Annotated in this window: 15 protein-coding genes and 1 riboswitch; of the genes, 2 read left to right on the forward strand and 13 right to left on the reverse strand. The window is 49.0% G+C overall.

Annotation, left to right across the window (positions count from 1 at the left end; translation table 11 throughout):
* Positions 1-310: 310 nt before the first annotated feature.
* From BLW49_RS06105 to cobD, 11 genes are all read right to left on the reverse strand, one after another.
* The gene (locus tag BLW49_RS06105) at positions 311-1,954 is read right to left on the reverse strand and encodes a cobyric acid synthase (protein WP_256209634.1); all 1,644 of its coding nucleotides are present in this window, start codon (positions 1,952-1,954) and stop codon (positions 311-313) included.
* A gap of 25 nt (positions 1,955-1,979) precedes the next feature.
* Positions 1,980-2,801 carry an adenosylcobinamide-GDP ribazoletransferase gene (gene cobS / locus BLW49_RS06110; protein WP_090723709.1) on the reverse strand — a complete coding sequence of 274 codons (822 nt, stop codon included), beginning with the start codon at positions 2,799-2,801 and terminating at the stop codon, positions 1,980-1,982.
* Positions 2,798-3,352, reverse strand: coding sequence for a bifunctional adenosylcobinamide kinase/adenosylcobinamide-phosphate guanylyltransferase (gene cobU / locus BLW49_RS06115; RefSeq protein ID WP_090723711.1), 555 nt, complete (start codon positions 3,350-3,352; stop codon positions 2,798-2,800). Before cobU ends, cobS begins: the two co-directional genes overlap by 4 nt.
* A complete protein-coding gene (gene cobT, locus BLW49_RS06120; RefSeq protein ID WP_090723713.1) occupies positions 3,349-4,440 on the reverse strand; it encodes a nicotinate-nucleotide--dimethylbenzimidazole phosphoribosyltransferase in 1,092 nt (363 codons plus the stop codon). The genes cobU and cobT overlap by 4 nt, the downstream gene beginning before the upstream one ends.
* A 139-nt stretch (positions 4,441-4,579) precedes the next feature.
* Positions 4,580-5,431 (reverse strand): ABC transporter ATP-binding protein, encoded by an 852-nt coding sequence (locus tag BLW49_RS06125; RefSeq protein ID WP_090723715.1) that lies wholly within the window; start codon positions 5,429-5,431, stop codon positions 4,580-4,582.
* Positions 5,428-6,474 carry a FecCD family ABC transporter permease gene (locus BLW49_RS06130; RefSeq protein WP_090723717.1) on the reverse strand — a complete coding sequence of 349 codons (1,047 nt, stop codon included), beginning with the start codon at positions 6,472-6,474 and terminating at the stop codon, positions 5,428-5,430. The genes BLW49_RS06125 and BLW49_RS06130 overlap by 4 nt, the downstream gene beginning before the upstream one ends.
* Positions 6,471-7,493, reverse strand: coding sequence for an ABC transporter substrate-binding protein (locus tag BLW49_RS06135; RefSeq protein WP_090723719.1), 1,023 nt, complete (start codon positions 7,491-7,493; stop codon positions 6,471-6,473). The genes BLW49_RS06130 and BLW49_RS06135 overlap by 4 nt, the downstream gene beginning before the upstream one ends.
* A 193-nt stretch (positions 7,494-7,686) precedes the next feature.
* Positions 7,687-7,904: riboswitch (cobalamin riboswitch) on the reverse strand.
* Positions 7,905-8,057: 153 nt separating this feature from the next.
* On the reverse strand, positions 8,058-8,714 hold the full coding sequence (locus tag BLW49_RS06140) for a histidine phosphatase family protein (RefSeq protein ID WP_177178657.1): 657 nt from the start codon (positions 8,712-8,714) through the stop codon (positions 8,058-8,060).
* Positions 8,711-9,694, reverse strand: a complete 984-nt coding sequence (gene cbiB / locus BLW49_RS06145; RefSeq protein ID WP_076311923.1) for an adenosylcobinamide-phosphate synthase CbiB — start codon at positions 9,692-9,694, stop codon at positions 8,711-8,713. The genes BLW49_RS06140 and cbiB overlap by 4 nt, the downstream gene beginning before the upstream one ends.
* Positions 9,691-10,449, reverse strand: a complete 759-nt coding sequence (locus BLW49_RS06150; RefSeq protein ID WP_076311924.1) for an adenosylcobinamide amidohydrolase — start codon at positions 10,447-10,449, stop codon at positions 9,691-9,693. The genes cbiB and BLW49_RS06150 overlap by 4 nt, the downstream gene beginning before the upstream one ends.
* Positions 10,450-10,452: 3 nt before the next feature.
* Positions 10,453-11,541, reverse strand: coding sequence for a threonine-phosphate decarboxylase CobD (gene cobD / locus BLW49_RS06155; protein WP_256209604.1), 1,089 nt, complete (start codon positions 11,539-11,541; stop codon positions 10,453-10,455).
* 374 nt (positions 11,542-11,915) lie between these two features.
* On the opposite strand from cobD, the gene BLW49_RS06160 reads away from it, so the two are divergent.
* A complete protein-coding gene (locus tag BLW49_RS06160; protein WP_076311926.1) occupies positions 11,916-12,917 on the forward strand; it encodes a lipoate--protein ligase in 1,002 nt (333 codons plus the stop codon).
* 51 nt (positions 12,918-12,968) lie between these two features.
* The gene (locus tag BLW49_RS06165) at positions 12,969-13,769 is read left to right on the forward strand and encodes a Cof-type HAD-IIB family hydrolase (RefSeq protein ID WP_076311927.1); all 801 of its coding nucleotides are present in this window, start codon (positions 12,969-12,971) and stop codon (positions 13,767-13,769) included.
* 105 nt (positions 13,770-13,874) lie between these two features.
* Here the strand turns inward: BLW49_RS06165 and clpP are convergent, their stop codons facing one another.
* Positions 13,875-14,453, reverse strand: a complete 579-nt coding sequence (gene clpP / locus BLW49_RS06170; RefSeq protein ID WP_076311928.1) for an ATP-dependent Clp endopeptidase proteolytic subunit ClpP — start codon at positions 14,451-14,453, stop codon at positions 13,875-13,877.
* A 20-nt stretch (positions 14,454-14,473) separates the two neighbouring features.
* Positions 14,474-15,280 carry an RNA polymerase sigma factor gene (locus tag BLW49_RS06175; RefSeq protein ID WP_090723725.1) on the reverse strand — a complete coding sequence of 269 codons (807 nt, stop codon included), beginning with the start codon at positions 15,278-15,280 and terminating at the stop codon, positions 14,474-14,476.
* Positions 15,281-15,425 lie beyond the last annotated feature (145 nt).

Below are 15,425 nucleotides of genomic sequence, written 5' to 3' on the forward strand. Positions count from 1 at the left end.
GGTCGGTAACTACCTTACAGCATATGTTACTATAGCATAAACCCGACTATTCGGGTAGACTTTTTTTGAATAAATTTTAAAGCGACTTACTTATTCTCATAACTCATCCTAAATCAGTGTCTGCCGGGAGCTATGCTTAGGATGGATTATTCAGATTTGGGTTATACCTTATTCTTCAAAAATCGCACAATTATCTATAACCAACAAAGGCTGTAATCCTAACTTTTTTATAATTATGTCCACAACAAAAAAGCCGAAGCTGCTCATAATTGACAGCTCCGGATTCTTTTTCTCTTATCTAGGTATTCATTTAAGAGTTCAATATCTGATAAATTTTCTCCATATCCAAGTTCGTTCTTACCACATCCGCTACCCGATCAAATTCCTCAACTTTTCGCTCCTTCGCCGAGAAGGTCGAAATAACAGGAGAGAGTCCCTTCCGGATTCGAACCTGATCCAGCCAGGACCTGCGCAGAGCATCGTTCTCAAATAATCCATGTAAATAGGTTCCCCACACCATACCATCCGATCTAACTAGACCTTCTGAATGAGATGAAGCATACGTACAAGAGTCGAAGGAAGCCTGCAGATCACTTGCAGCAGTGTCCGTTTCGGTTAGTCTGAACAATTCGTCATAGCTATAATTAACTTGATCTTGGTCCAGTCGCTCAGAAACTCCCATATGAATTTCATAAGCCTCAATCGGAGCTTCAGTACTGCTTGGGTCCGTACTTGCCAGTGGCAGTCTCTGTTCGTCCGTCAGTAGTCCAGTCACTCTTATCGTTCGCTTTTCCTTCAAGAATGAAGTCCTAATAGGCAGCAGTCCAAGTCCCGCTTCTTCCTGTATACCACTCTCCACCGCATAAGGATCGGAGAGCGAGTACCCGAGCATTTGATACCCGCCGCAAATCCCGACGATCTGGGTATGATGCTCTTCGGATAGCCTGAATATGGCCTGATCCAGTCCTCTCTGCTTCAGGAACTGAAGATCACTGATTGTATCCTTCGTGCCTGGCAGAATGACAATATCCGGTGTACCCAGCTCTTCGGCAGAATTCACATAACGAAGGGTAATATCCGGCTCCCAGCGCAGCGGATCAAAATCTGTGAAGTTTGAGATGCGCGGGTAACGAATGACGACGATATCCACTTCCTTCTCCTGCTGCTTCTTATACTGCAGCTCGTCGAGCACAACCGAATCCTCAGCTTCAATCCGCAGATCCTGAATATAGGGAAGCACGCCCAGTACCGGAATACCTGTACGAGCCTCGAGCCAGTCCAGCCCAGGCTTCAGGAGAGCAAGGTCTCCGCGGAATTTGTTAATGATAAAGCCTTTGATCCGCTGGACTTCATGGGGTTCAAGCAGCTCAAGTGTACCTACGATGGACGCGAATACCCCTCCCCGATCAATATCGGAAATGAGGATCACCGGTGCATCTGCCCAGCCTGCAAGATTCATATTGACGATGTCACGATCCTTCAGATTGATCTCTGCCGGACTTCCCGCCCCTTCCATCAGGACGATGTCATACTCTGCACGTAATCGATCTAGCGCCTCCAGCACGATTCTCTTCGCTGTGGGAAGGAACTTCATGCGGTAATCCATCGCACTCATCTGCATAGCAGGCACGCCGTGAACGACGATCTGAGAATGCATATCCTTGACTGGCTTAATAAGAATCGGGTTCATGTCTGTTGTGGCCGGAATCTCACACGCCTCTGCCTGTACTCCCTGGGCTCTTCCGATCTCCTTACCGTCCAGCGTTACATAGGAATTAAGCGCCATATTTTGCGATTTATACGGAGCAGGCTGGTATCCATCCTGCAGGAATATACGGCATAGCGCTGTTGTTACGATGCTTTTTCCAACGTCTGAAGCCGTGCCCTGCAGCATGAGAACAGCTCCATTTTTCGGCTTATGCTCATCATTACTTTGTTCAAGTTCCGTGTTCATGTCTGTCATAACGATATGTCTCCCCCTAACCTGCGATATGCAGAACGATAGTCAGCATCAGCAGACCGACTGTCTCCAGCCCTTCATTCAGTGCTCCATATGTATCCCCGGTTAATCCCCCAAGACGTGCGCTCATTCGATCAGCGGCCAGCCTTCCGATCACCCACATGACAATCGGAACGGCGATGAAGGCCATCAGCACCGAAGCCTGTGTAACGTATAACACATTCGAATAATGAACAATTAAGCTAAGAATCCCCAATAAAACAATAGTTATCACGGTTGCACATCCCAGCGATTGCTTATAATAACGGGCAAGGATGTTGCCAAACATCGCTGCAAGCCCTTCTCCCGCCCGGGCAGAAGGATATCTCGATATCGCATACACCATGAAGAACCTGCTCCATATGAGAGGCAGGATGGCGAGTCCCATCATCATAGGCTGATGAATAATGCTGACAAGCAAGGAGGCTTTAAGCATCAGCAGCAGCACACAGGCGATGACACCCATCGCTCCAACCCGGCTGTCCTTCATAATCTCCAGCATGCGCTCTCTTGAACGGTAGCTGAGAAGCGCATCTGCTGAATCCATCCATCCGTCCAAATGCAGTCCACCGGTAAGCCATACCCAGACGACCAGCGTCACAATGGAAGCAGGCAGGGCCGGCAGCAAGAACCCTGACACGATAGCTGCCACCCATAGGATAAGTCCAATACAAACGCCAACGAATGGATAATAAACCGTGCTTTTTTGCATCATTTCAGGTGTAAAATCAAGATTCATCCTCACTGGAAAACGGGATAAAAATTGAAAAGCGGCTGCCGCCGCCTTTACTTCATCCTTCATACTTTGTACTCCTTGCTCTTCAGTTCAATGGCAATGCCTGCAGTGACCAGAAACACCTCTTCACTCACCGCTGCCATTCGCTGATTCAATATTCCGGCCATATCCCGGTACAACCGTCCCAGCGGATATTCCGGCACTATGCCGTCTCCTACTTCATTGGTGACAAGAATGATAAGACCCGGATAAGTTTGAACACTGCTTACCAGCCTGTCCATTTCCTGCAGTATGGCATCCTGGCCCTCTGCTTCCTTAGACATTAATATGTTAGACAGCCACAAGGTCAGACAGTCCAGTAGTATCGTTGGTGCTGGATAAGTCGCTTGTCCAATGCTCTCCAGTGTATCCGCAACTTCGATCGGCTCTTCAATAGTATGCCACAGGTAGGCTTCGTCAGAGCGCTGAAGACGGTGTGCTGTGATACGCTGCTCCATCTCTTCATCAAAGGCCTGTGCTGTTGCCAGATAGATCGCTTCCGATGAACGGCTCATACAGAGCTTCTCCGCAAATGTGCTCTTCCCGCTGCGCGCGCCACCAGTTACAAGTATGATCATGGCTTGCTCTCCTCGGGATCCAGATCCGCATGACTACCGGAAATGCCTGCACTTGTGAATGTCGCCATCTCCTTCATGATTCGGGATGCAGCTTCAATAATATGCAGACAGAGTACACCGCCTGTGCCTTCGCCGAGACGCATGTCCAGATGAATCATAGGTGATAGGTTCAGCTCCTCCAGCAGACCTGCATGTCCCCGCTCCTCCGACTTATGTGAGGCAATCATATAATGTATGGACAGAGGGGCGAGTCTTGCAGCTATCAGCGCCGCGGTTGTAGAAATGTAGCCGTCAATAACCACAGGACATTTTAATGCACTCGCAGCAAGGATAACACCGGTTAGCCCGGCAATATCAAGTCCACCCACCTTCGCGAGTACATCCAGCGGATCGTTTGAATCGGGACGGTTCAGCTCAATTGCCTTCTTTATTACTTGCTCTTTGTGCTTCAGACGCGTATCGTCAATTCCTGTTCCCCTGCCTGTAGCAGCTTCCACTTGAATTCCAGTCAGTACGCTGGTTACTGCGGCGCTCGGCGTCGTGTTTCCAATCCCCATTTCACCTGTGACAAAGAGTCGAATCCCTCTGTCATACGCATCCTTTACGACCTCAATTCCTGCAAGAATGGCTGTCACGGCTTCCTCTCTGCTCATAGCAGGACCATGCGCCATATTTGATGTTCCTTTACGAACAGATCGCTGAACCAGCTCAGGATGCTCAATGTCTCCATTGATCCCGATGTTTACGCATATAACGTCTGCAGCGGCCTGACGGGCAAGAACGTTCACCGCGGCTCCGCCGGCAAGAAAATTATGTACCATCTGCTGAGTTACGACGGCCGGAAATGCACTGACTCCTTCTTCCACCACACCATGATCTGCTGCCATGACTATGACCGCTTTACGGTCATAGGAGACATGGGTCTCTCCCGAAATTCCTGCCAGCCGAACAACCAGCTCTTCTATTTTGCCCAGGCTTCCCGGCGGCTTGGTCAGCTGATCCAAATGCGCAGCTGCGGCCTGCTCAGCTGATGAGTCAAGCGGCCGAATTTGCTGTATCCAATCCATCAATATTTGTTCTCTCTCCATCTCCACGCACTTCCTTTATGCTGAATCCTCTTTTTTAATAGATTATAACGAAAAAAGGGCATCCACTTCAAAAGGATTTAACTAGAAACCCTTCTTATTGAAATGCTGCCCTTGTAGCGATGCCGCTCTTATATAGAGCCTAGTCTTTTTTCTTAAGCAAGAATTGAGGAAGCTCATGTTGTGGATGACGAATCATGACGGGATCAACCTGAAACAGACTTCTTAAATGCTCTTCTGTGACGCATTCATCCGGGCTCCCTTGCATGAAGCTCTCCCCTGCCCGAAGTCCATAGATACTGTCGCAAAAAAGTGAAGCCAGATTGAGGTCATGCAATACAGCGACAATGGTAATACCGGTTCTTCGGCGCCAATCTGCGAGCAGCTCCATGAACTGAAGCTGATAATGGATATCGAGATAGGTTGTCGGCTCATCCAGCAGCAAAATTTCCGGCTCCTGGGCCATCACCTTGGCGAGTGCAGCCCTCTGTCTCTGACCTCCGCTTAATTCTGTTAGAAGACGATCGGCATAAGGGGTCAGCTCAAGCTGCTCAAGTACGCGATCCACTACTTCTTCTCCATCGGATTGATCCCGTCCCAGCCAGTCCTGATAAGGATACCTGCCCATGGCTACAACATCTCGTACGGAATAATCTATTTCAGGCAGCCCGTCCTGCTGCAATACAGCAATAAGCCGGGATAACGCCCGCCTGCTGTAGTCTTTAACCGGCTTGCCTTTGATCAGAATAGAGCCGGAGCTCGGAGCTAGGACACCGGACAGCAAGTGAAGCAGTGTGGATTTGCCGCTGCCATTGGGTCCTACGATACCCCACCATTCTCCTGAATGAACCGTAAAATCGATATTGCGAAGTGCCATATGGTCTCCATAGGCTTTGGCCGCAGACTTCACTTCCAGCACCGGAGCGGAGGTACGAGCTGACGCGGTCAAGTCCTGTGAATATTTCTGCTGCTCTGCCTGAATCCGTGAGTTCATCTCATTCCTCCCCTTCGCAGTTTCTTGCTTCGGTGCAGCAGGTAAGCGAAGAACGGTGCTCCTACAAATGCAGTGACGACTCCGAGCGGGATCTCTACCGGTGCAAGAATCGTTCTCGCCCCCATATCAGCCCATGCCAGGAAAATGCCTCCCATGATCGCGGATAACGGAATAAGGAGACGATAATCCGGCCCAACTAATAAACGAAGCATATGCGGAATCACAAGCCCGACAAATCCAATGACTCCAGCTACCGATACAGCAGCAGCAGTCAACAAGGTAGCAACAATTAGAACAGAGAGCTTAAGCCACTCTACCTTGACTCCCAAATGTGCTGCCTGCCGCTCACCCAGCGCAAGCAGATTAAGCGCCCTTCCCCGGCTCCATAGAAACACAATCCCAATGATCAAGTACGGAAAAAGGATGGCCGTATATGACCATCCTCGTAAGCTGAGGCTGCCCATGGTCCAGAATAGTATCTGATTCACTGTATCCTTGGACATGGCTGTTAAGAAGGATACAAACGCTCCGAGGAAGGACTGCATAATTACACCGGATAGAATCAGGCTGTGCGTCGGAATCCTGCCGCCTTCACTGGCAAGCGCGAGCACCGCCCACAACGTAATGATCCCTGTGACAAAGGCAACCAGAGGCAGCATCCATTCTCCAAGAACCGCATACTGCAATCCAAAATAGATCATGACTGCTGCTCCAACCGATGCACCGGAGGATACACCGAGTGTATACGGATCTGCCAGCGGATTGCGCAGCACGCCCTGGAAGGCAGCTCCTGCCGTGGCCAGTGCTGCCCCCACCAGCATACCGAGCAGTACTCGGGGAAGCCGAACCTTCATAATAATTTGCTCCGAGGAAGGATTCCAGATCGGATCAATCGGTTCTGAAACCCAAGGCAAATGATTGACCAGGATTCCCACAATATGGCGAACAGGCAGATCTACTGCCCCGATCGCCAGACACAGGAGCAGAGTCAGCACAAGCAGGAGACCGCCGGCAATTCCGTATCCTGCTAGTTTTGTTTTCATTGAAAGAGGTCCGGATAGATCGCTTCAGCTACCACTTTCAGGCCTTCGGTTACACGCGGACCTGGACGGCTGAGCAGATTGGCGTCAATGGAGATAACGGCATCTTCTTTAATAGCCGTAATTTCGTTCCAGCCATCACGAGCTGTGATGATTTGATCCAGTGTTTGATTGTTATCATCGATAACATCGCTTGCGTACAGAATCACGTCAGGATTGGCTTGAATGATCTTCTCTTCACTGATTTCATTCCAGCCCTCTGTATCTCCTGCTACATTGACTCCACCAGCAAGAGTAATCACTTCATCCATAAATTCGCCTTTGCCTACCGTCCAGCCTGGAGAGAATTCAACGTACACTTGCTTCTTCTCTTCATCTGACAGTGCAGCTACTTTATCCGACACTTCCTGAATATCAGCTTTCATTTGATCTACCACTTCTGCAGCTTCGGCTTGGCGATCTGTAATCTGACCGTAGACTTCGATATTCTTCATAACATCATCGATGGTTTTAGGATCTGTTTTGAAGATGACGATGCCAAGATCGCGCAATTTTTGCACTGCTGCTTCATCCATGGAGATTCCTGTAAACACGATATCCGGCTCAGCCGCAATAATCGCTTCAGCATTGGGTTCATACAAGCTTCCCATTTTGGGCTTGGAGGCTGCAGCTTCGGGATAATCGTCAAAATCAGATACACCTACAATTTGCTCCTCAAGTCCAATGGCGAAGAGGGACTCTGTTTCTGCGGGTGATACGGACACGATTTTGGCCGGCGCTTGTTCAAATGTAAAGGATTCTCCAGTCGCATCTGTTAAGGTCAGCGGATATTCGGTCTTACTCGAAGCTTCCTCGCTGTCATTATTCGTCTCTGATCCTTGATCGGCTGCTTGTCCTGCTTCCTGCTGCGCAGCTTGTCCCGTCCCTTCAGACGTTTCCGTTTCGGTGCCGCATGCAGCAAGCATCATTGCCATCATTAATGTAAGCAGTAAGGATAATACGCTTTTTTTCATTTTGTTCATGACTCTCTCCCTTTCAGATCTGGTTAACCCGTAATAAATTGTTTCAAAGCTTAGCCCATAACCTATCCACCTGACTTCCAATCCATAGCAAAAAAACCTTGGTCCTTAAGCCAGGATCAAGGTTTACGTCTCGCACTGCCCCTTAAAAATGGGCATAGAACATCGCAAAACGTATCCTTTCCTCGAAGGATCGCACGCTTCATTCCGACAAGGCAGGTCTCCTGACTCACCAGGTTTGATATAGCTGGACAGCTGCCCTTCCCATTTCTCACATAAGAAACAGTGGATATAACGCTGTCTGCCCCTGGTATACAGTGGCGGGACCGTGCCGGATTTGCACCGGCTTCCCTTTTAACCTGAGCAGCTCTATTAACGTCATTCGCTGCCAGGACCTTGTCGGCTATTATTCGTTTGTTGATGTATAAATCTTTATCGATTCATGATTATACATACTTTGTTCAAGTGTATGGAGGCCTTAACTTCTGTTGTTGATTATAGGGGAAAGGCTGTATTTCTACAACCCAAGTTTTCCCTTGAAAATAAGGAACGCCAACCCTGAATTACTTAATTCAGAATTTCTCCACTCAGCTGTCCTGCTTGAAGTCGGAGCCGCAGTACCTGCATTTCTCCTGGACCAGGCATGGCGGAGCTGAAATCTCTGTCTTGTACATAGGCTGATACAAGCTGTCTGATGACGCCGCCATGCGTAATGATAAGCACCTTCGGATAGGCCATCTTCATACTTATTTGGGTGCCGCCGGATGAAAGATCCACCCCATCCTTGTTCTCCAGAATCGGCAGCAGCCTGCACTCGACAAATTGAGATATTCGCTCCTCGAAGGCAGTAAAAGGCTCTGCACCCGGCGGCGTAATCCGCTCCGGATGATCGATCCAGCTTCGATATGTAGGGTTGTCCTTAAGCATGTCATAGGTAGATCCTTCCCAATCACCAAAGTGATACTCGCGGATCCGATGATCCCTCACAGCCTTACTGACGAGATGCGGCGCAATGATCTGAAGGGATTGCATTGCACGAACCAGATCACTGATGTACACATACTGAAATGCCAGCTCCTCTTGCTTAATCTTGAGCTGGAGCGCCTTCAATTCAGCTGCGGCATTACGATGAAGAGGCACATCGGTATGCCCCAAATATCTTTTTTCCATATTCCATAACGTTCTTCCGTGTCTGACGAGATATAGGTCAAGCCCAGAATTCATCTCCACCACATCCATTCGATACCGATGATGGATAGAACAGATATAATGGCACAGAGGATCAATACAAACAAACTGGATGACACAAACATCATTGTAATGCTTGTCTTGATATGTGCAGCCTCAAGCGTATGATATGGCTTGCCCATATAAGCTCGAAACGATTCCACACCGTGATATACGTTAACCCCCCCGAGCCGTATTCCGATAGCACCTGCGACCGCCGATTCAGGGTATCCACCGTTCGGACTGGGGTGCTTGCTTGCATCCTCCTTCACTGTTCGAATGCTATTCTCAACATGCAGCCCTAGTATACGAGCCGAAGCAAACAGCAGCAGTGCGGAAATACGAGCAGGCAAATAGTTAGCTGCATCATCAAGCCGGGCGGAGGCTTTGCCAAGGTAGAAATATTTCTCGTTCTTGTACCCTACCATCGAATCCAGTGTATTGACTGCACGGTACGCCATCGCTAGAGGAGCACCGCCGATCAGAGCATAGAATAAGGGAGATATAATGGCATCCACAATATTTTCCGCAATCGTCTCTACCGTTCCGCGGACAATTTCCGGTTCATCCAGATGGTGAGTGTCCCGGCCTACAATCATGCCAAGTGACCTCCTGGCTTCCGGGAGCTGTCGGTTTCTTAAATGCTTATATACCTCCATTCCCGCCTCCTTCAGCCCCTTGGCTGCAATCGTGCTTGCGATCAGAACGATCTCGGCGGCAATGGCAAGATAAGGATGAACGAACGAAAGCAGCTTGAGCACCGCCCAAGTGATGAGAAAAGAACCGCCTACGATGACAATCGGAAACAGGAAGCCTGCAAACAGTAATCCCTTATTTGAAGTCACTTTGGAGCGGATTGATTTCTCAAGTAGTGATATCGCTTTGCCCATGCCAATCACCGGATGGGGAATCCATTTCGGATCACCGATGATCCGGTCAAGAATATAAGCGCAGAAAAGAATGAGAGCCAGGGTCATCCTGCCGCCTCCTCTCCAGCGAGCAGACTCTCGGTAACCGTCGCATATACGAGCCGTCCGATGCAGGAGCCAAGCTCTGTAGCTGTGCCTGCATAAGCATGAATTTTGTCCGGCGTGCTTCCATCTGGTTCAAATCCGCTGACACCAAGAACAACGGCATCTGTTGTTGTCCCCGTCGCGATCATTCCGTTCTCAGCATCCCTGACTCCGAGATCCTGCAGGGCGCAAGCCTTTGCTTCGACTGCAGTTTGCAGCGCATTGACCATGGCATAGGAAGTCAGCTCACCGGCAATAAACAGCATCGTATTAATCGTGCCTGGAGAATAGGCTGCGGGAAAAACAGTCCTTGGAGACGCCGCTCTGGCTGCATTGCCGGCTCCCGCTGTCGTGCAGCAGAAGACGACGGCATGGTCGGTACTTTCCTCTATAACAGAAACATGTGCTAGCTTCACTGCTGTCAGCAGACCGGCGGTGCCTGATGCAGGAAGCTTCCATTTTTTTAAACGCGCTTCAATCTCTGCTGCAGGATGATCTGACGTAAAATGCTTATCTACATATATATTGACTGCACGATCAATCCGGCTCATGCCTCCACCGTAAACACTGCTCGACAGCGATTGAACCGTCTGAGGTGATTCCACAAGCAAATACGCATTGTCGTACTTCGTTAGCTTGAGGCCAGGCCAGAGTGTGGAGGAATAAATATCTGGAATAGCCTGGTTAGAAGCGAACTTGTGCAAAAAAGGTGTTGTCATTATCTATTGCTCCCCCAATAATAATCGCAGCACTTCAAGAAACCGGCTATTGTCCTGCCGCCCCTTCACCGCAATCCGAACGGATTTGTCGCCCAGCCCTGTATACATGGCACAGTTTCGAATAAGAATACCCTGCTTTCCCATCGCCTCTTGCAGAGACTCGGCGTTCCAGCCGTCCGGTGTCTCCAGCAGCAAGTAATTGGCCACACCCGGATAGACCTGAAAGCCAAGGGCAGGCAATTCGGACATTAGCCGGTTTCGCTCCTCTTTAATGCAAGCCTGGGTCTGCTCTTCGTATGCGCTATTTTCCATAAGACAAGCCTCACCTGCGAGCAGAGCCAGTCCGTTTACACTCCAGGTTACCTGTTTTCTCGACATCGCCGATATTATATCAGGGTGGCCTATCGCGTACCCAAGACGAAGTCCCGGGATTGCATAAAATTTCGTCATGGAATGAATGACAATGACGTTCGGGTACGGCTCCAAGGAGTCCGTCAGTGTCTCACGCTCATGCTCGGGTATGAAATCGATAAAGGCTTCGTCAATTACAACCTTGACATCCCGGTCTCTAGCATAAACAGCAATCGCTTCCAGCTCGCTTCGGGCATATTGCACTCCGTTCGGATTGTTTGGCTGACCGATAAATAGCAGCTCTACCCTATCGAGAAGCTCCAAGATTGCTGACAGCTCGGCTCGATAATTCAGCTCTTTATGTCCATATATGTATTCTATCCGGCTGCCGTACTGTGCTGCCAGCTGCCGATACTCCGAAAATCCCGGTTCAATGGTGCCTACTGCTGCAGGTGTAAATGCCTGAATAATAAGCGCCATACACTCCGCAGCCCCGTTGCCGATCAGAAGCTGGTCTTCGGACAATTTCAGCTTGGCTGCAAGCTTGTGTTTAAGACTGCGGTGCCCCGGATCGGGATAGCGAAGGATGTGATGCATCCCTTCTGTGAGTGCTCGTGTGACCGCAGGAGGCGGGCCAAGCGGATTGATATTGGCACTGTAGTCGAGGAAGTCCGCTGGTAACCGTCCGTATTTCACTGCTGCGGTCTCTACGTCACCGCCATGTCCATAAACCTCTATCACAGGTGTTCCTTCCTTTCTGCTCATGCTTGTTATCTGTAATCGTGCAAAATTTTACGAGTTATTTTTTGCATATCGTATCCAATATAATGCAAATGTTCCGAGACCGTCCGCGTATCTTTTCCAATTATAATGGAAATGCTCCGAGACCATGTCCGCGTATCTTTTCCAATATAATGGAAACGTTCCGAGTCATCTTTTACGCGTAACGTATCCATTATGAAGCTACAAAAATCACCCGTCAACGGCAATTCCTTTTGTGTCGCACACCCAATTCGTTTACAATAGGGATGGAGTGTTTCAAGACACCAAGGCCTCAGGCTTACAGGCCTGTCCTTGCCTACATATTTGAACTACTTAAATTGGAGGAATAGACCATGCTGTTTATTGACAACCAAGGGATTACAGACCCGCGCATTAATCTCGCCATCGAGGAATATGCCCTCAAGCATTTATCCCTGGATGAGAGCTACCTGTTATTCTACATTAACGCGCCATCCATCATCATCGGCAAGCACCAGAACACCATTGAAGAAATTAATCAGGAATATGTGCAGGAGCATGGCGTACAGGTCGTCAGAAGACTGTCTGGCGGCGGTGCGGTGTACCACGACCTTGGCAACCTGAACTTCAGCTTCATCACCAAGGATGACGGCAACTCGTTCCACAACTTCCGCAAATTCACCCAGCCGGTGGTTGAGGCACTGCACAGCCTTGGCGTGAATGCAGAGCTTACAGGACGTAACGATCTTCAAGTCGGCGAGCAAAAAATATCCGGCAATGCACAGTTTGCCACTCGCGGCCGCATGTTCAGCCACGGTACCCTGATGTTTGACCTTAACTTGGAGAACGTTGCCGCTTCCCTCAAGGTCAATCCAGAGAAGTTCAAATCCAAGAGCACCAAGTCTGTTCGCAGCCGTGTAGCTAACATCAGCTCCCTGATGGATCGAGAGATGACCATTGTAGAATTCCGCGAGGAATTGCTTCGACATATTTTTGGCATGGAAGCAAATGAAGTTCCTGAGTACAAGCTGACCGAGCAGGACTGGGAGAAGATCCACGAAATTTCCAAGGAACGCTACCAGAACTGGGATTGGAACTATGGCTTGTCTCCCGAGAGCAATGTGAAGCATTCCAAGAAGTTCCCGGTCGGCATTATCGATCTGCGTATGAATATTAAGGAAGGCCGAATCGAGGACATCAAGATCTACGGTGATTTCTTCGGGGTAGGCGATGTGGCTGATATCGAGAATCTGCTCCGCGGCAAGCGTTATGAAGAACAAGAAGTACGTGAAGCACTTAAGGATACAGATATTAAACATTACTTCGGCAATCTGGAATTCGATGATTTCATCGGTCTGGTATTCCTGGAGGAGTAGAACTGCCTAACTGCCCCACTAAATATAGATATAACTGAGGAGAGAGAAGCCATGACTTACAAGCTGATTGCCATCGATATCGATGACACACTCATTAATGACGAGAAGGAAGTTACGAATCCCACACAAAAAGCACTTGAGGCTGCTGTGGCCAAGGATGTCGTGGTTACACTCGCAACAGGACGCGCTTACGCTTCTGCACAAGCAATTGCCCGTCAGACCGGGCTTAATGTACCGATCATTACGTATCAGGGAGCTCTAATCAAGAATCTGATGGACGAAAAAGTACTGTATGAGCGATACGTTCCAATGGAAGCTGCTCGTAAGCTCTATGAGTACTGCCTGGAGCACAACCTGCACCTGCAGACTTATATTGACGACAAGCTGTATTCCCGTGAAGAGAATGAGAAGCTGGTTGATTACTGCAAACTGAACAAAACGCCGTACTACATTGAAGCTGATTTTATAAAAATGATTGAACAACCAGCACCTAAGCTGCTGATCATTGATGATCCTGATTATCTGGACAAAGTGGCTGTAGATCTGCGCGAGCTGCTCGGTCCTGAAGTGCATATTACCAAGTCCAAGCCGCATTTCCTTGAAATCATGCATCATGAAGGAACCAAGGGACATGCGCTGACTTTCCTCGCGGATCATTTTAACGTTGATCTTAAGGATACCATTGCAGTAGGCGATTCCTGGAATGATCATGAGATGCTTGAAGCGGCGGGCCTTGGTGTAGCGATGGGGAATGCCATTCCTGCGCTGAAAGAAATTGCGGGCTATGTTACGCTGAGCAACAATGAGGATGGCGTGAAGCATGTCATTGAGAAGTTCATTCTAGAGGCTTAGATCCATATAGACAACAAATAACCCGGCTGCTTACAAGCATAGTCCTGTACTATGCAGTAAGGCATCCGGGTATTTTATTTTCCATACCTCACTCTATACATTGGTTTATCTATTAATCACCTTATCCACCAAACCGTAGGCTACAGCTTCTTCTGCTGTCATAAAATGATCACGATCGGTATCCTTCTCAATGCGCTCGATCGGCTGTCCTGTGGACTCGGCAAGAATCCGGTTAAGCAGCTCTCGATGCCTGAGGATTCGATCAGCTTGAATCCGAATGTCAGAGGCCTGACCTCGGCTGCCGCCATGCGGCTGGTGAATCATGATCTCGCTGTTCGGCAAAGCGAAGCGCTTCCCCTTGGTTCCAGCGGTTAGCAGCATTGCGCCAAAGCTTGCCGCCATCCCTGTGCATATAGTCGATACATCAGGTTCAATAAATTTCATTGTGTCGTAGATAGAGAATCCTGCGGTTACGGAGCCCCCAGGGCTGTTAATATAGAGTTGTATGTCCTTCTTCGGATCTTCTGCTGTCAAGAATAGCAGCTGGGCCACGATCAAATTTGCCATTTGATCTTCAATCTCACCCGAGACCATAATAATCCGGTCCTTAAGGAGCCTGGAGTAAATATCGTAGCTGCGCTCCCCCCGGCTTGTTTGCTCCACTACATAAGGAATGGTTGGCATTTACGCTTCTCTCCTTTTTTCTATGCCACCATCTCTATCCGTGAGATTAGCTGCAGGCTGTCACACCATGCAGTTGTAAGCTGAGGAGCTGTGCCGCTGTGCATCTTCAGCCCAAGTACTTGACTCGTCACCATCACCACATCTGCTGCGCCGCCAAGTCCCAGCTGTATGATACGCTCCGTGTCACCTGCACGAAAAGCACCAAGGTAATCTCTTAGAAGCTCTGCATCCTCTTCCGACACGGGGTTCATCAAGACGCCAGGTTCATCCGCTTCTAGCTGTCGCTGTCTCTCTTCTGCGATGACCTCTCTTGCCCGGCGAAGTGCAGCCTTTACCGCTCCTTCCGTAGAATCGAGCAAATCAGCGGTCTCTCTCGCCTTATAGCTGAATAGCTCACAGAGAATGTATATTGTCCGCTGCCAGTCCGTCAGCTGTGTCAAGAGCACCTGAAAAGCCTCTTCTACAGCCAGGCCATCACCAAGCTCTTGATGAGAGCAGACATACTGCTCCTGTATCTCACCCAGCAGCTCTCTCCGCCTTGCTTCCTTACGCAAGCTATCAACCCATACATTATGCGCTGAACGGATCAGATAACCCTCCATCGAATAACCTTCACTTTTACTCAAATCCGCGGCATGCGGCAGTATTCTGACATAAACCTCCTGGCACAAATCCTCAGCATCCTCTTTTGATCCGGTTAGAGACAGGCAGTATTTATACAGGGATAACATCATGCTTCTCGTTAATAACGAAGTTTGTAAATGGTCGTCACCATCTGCACACTTCAGATACATCCTGTAGGGTTCGGATCTGACAAAGGCCATCATTCGGGGCCCCCCTTTGTTTAGTCCTTATAAGTACTTATACTGTGAAGACGTCTGAGACCGCCAGAAAGATACGCAAAAAACATATCTAAAAAAACAAAATACATGAATGCCTGTCGGTATATTAGGCTGCATGCGTAATCGTAGC

Source organism: Paenibacillus sp. PDC88 (assembly GCF_900106725.1).
GTDB lineage: Bacteria > Bacillota > Bacilli > Paenibacillales > Paenibacillaceae > Paenibacillus > Paenibacillus shunpengii.

Bases quoted from the DNA above. Each gene is read 5' to 3' on its own strand.
- cbiB (WP_076311923.1), bottom strand. From the start codon at position 9,694: ATGACCCTGGCTCTCATTCTTTTCTGCGCTTATATTCTTGACCGGATC.
- BLW49_RS06165 (WP_076311927.1), top strand. From the start codon at position 12,969: ATGACTTACAAGCTGATTGCCATCGATATCGATGACACACTCATTAAT.
- BLW49_RS06150 (WP_076311924.1), bottom strand. From the start codon at position 10,449: ATGACAACACCTTTTTTGCACAAGTTCGCTTCTAACCAGGCTATTCCA.
- BLW49_RS06160 (WP_076311926.1), top strand. From the start codon at position 11,916: ATGCTGTTTATTGACAACCAAGGGATTACAGACCCGCGCATTAATCTC.
- BLW49_RS06175 (WP_090723725.1), bottom strand. From the start codon at position 15,280: ATGATGGCCTTTGTCAGATCCGAACCCTACAGGATGTATCTGAAGTGT.
- BLW49_RS06130 (WP_090723717.1), bottom strand. From the start codon at position 6,474: ATGAAAACAAAACTAGCAGGATACGGAATTGCCGGCGGTCTCCTGCTT.
- BLW49_RS06125 (WP_090723715.1), bottom strand. From the start codon at position 5,431: ATGAACTCACGGATTCAGGCAGAGCAGCAGAAATATTCACAGGACTTG.
- clpP (WP_076311928.1), bottom strand. From the start codon at position 14,453: ATGCCAACCATTCCTTATGTAGTGGAGCAAACAAGCCGGGGGGAGCGC.
- cobS (WP_090723709.1), bottom strand. From the start codon at position 2,801: ATGAAGGATGAAGTAAAGGCGGCGGCAGCCGCTTTTCAATTTTTATCC.
- cobU (WP_090723711.1), bottom strand. From the start codon at position 3,352: ATGATCATACTTGTAACTGGTGGCGCGCGCAGCGGGAAGAGCACATTT.
- BLW49_RS06105 (WP_256209634.1), bottom strand. From the start codon at position 1,954: ATGAACACGGAACTTGAACAAAGTAATGATGAGCATAAGCCGAAAAAT.
- cobT (WP_090723713.1), bottom strand. From the start codon at position 4,440: ATGGAGAGAGAACAAATATTGATGGATTGGATACAGCAAATTCGGCCG.
- BLW49_RS06140 (WP_177178657.1), bottom strand. From the start codon at position 8,714: ATGAATTCTGGGCTTGACCTATATCTCGTCAGACACGGAAGAACGTTA.
- BLW49_RS06135 (WP_090723719.1), bottom strand. From the start codon at position 7,493: ATGAACAAAATGAAAAAAAGCGTATTATCCTTACTGCTTACATTAATG.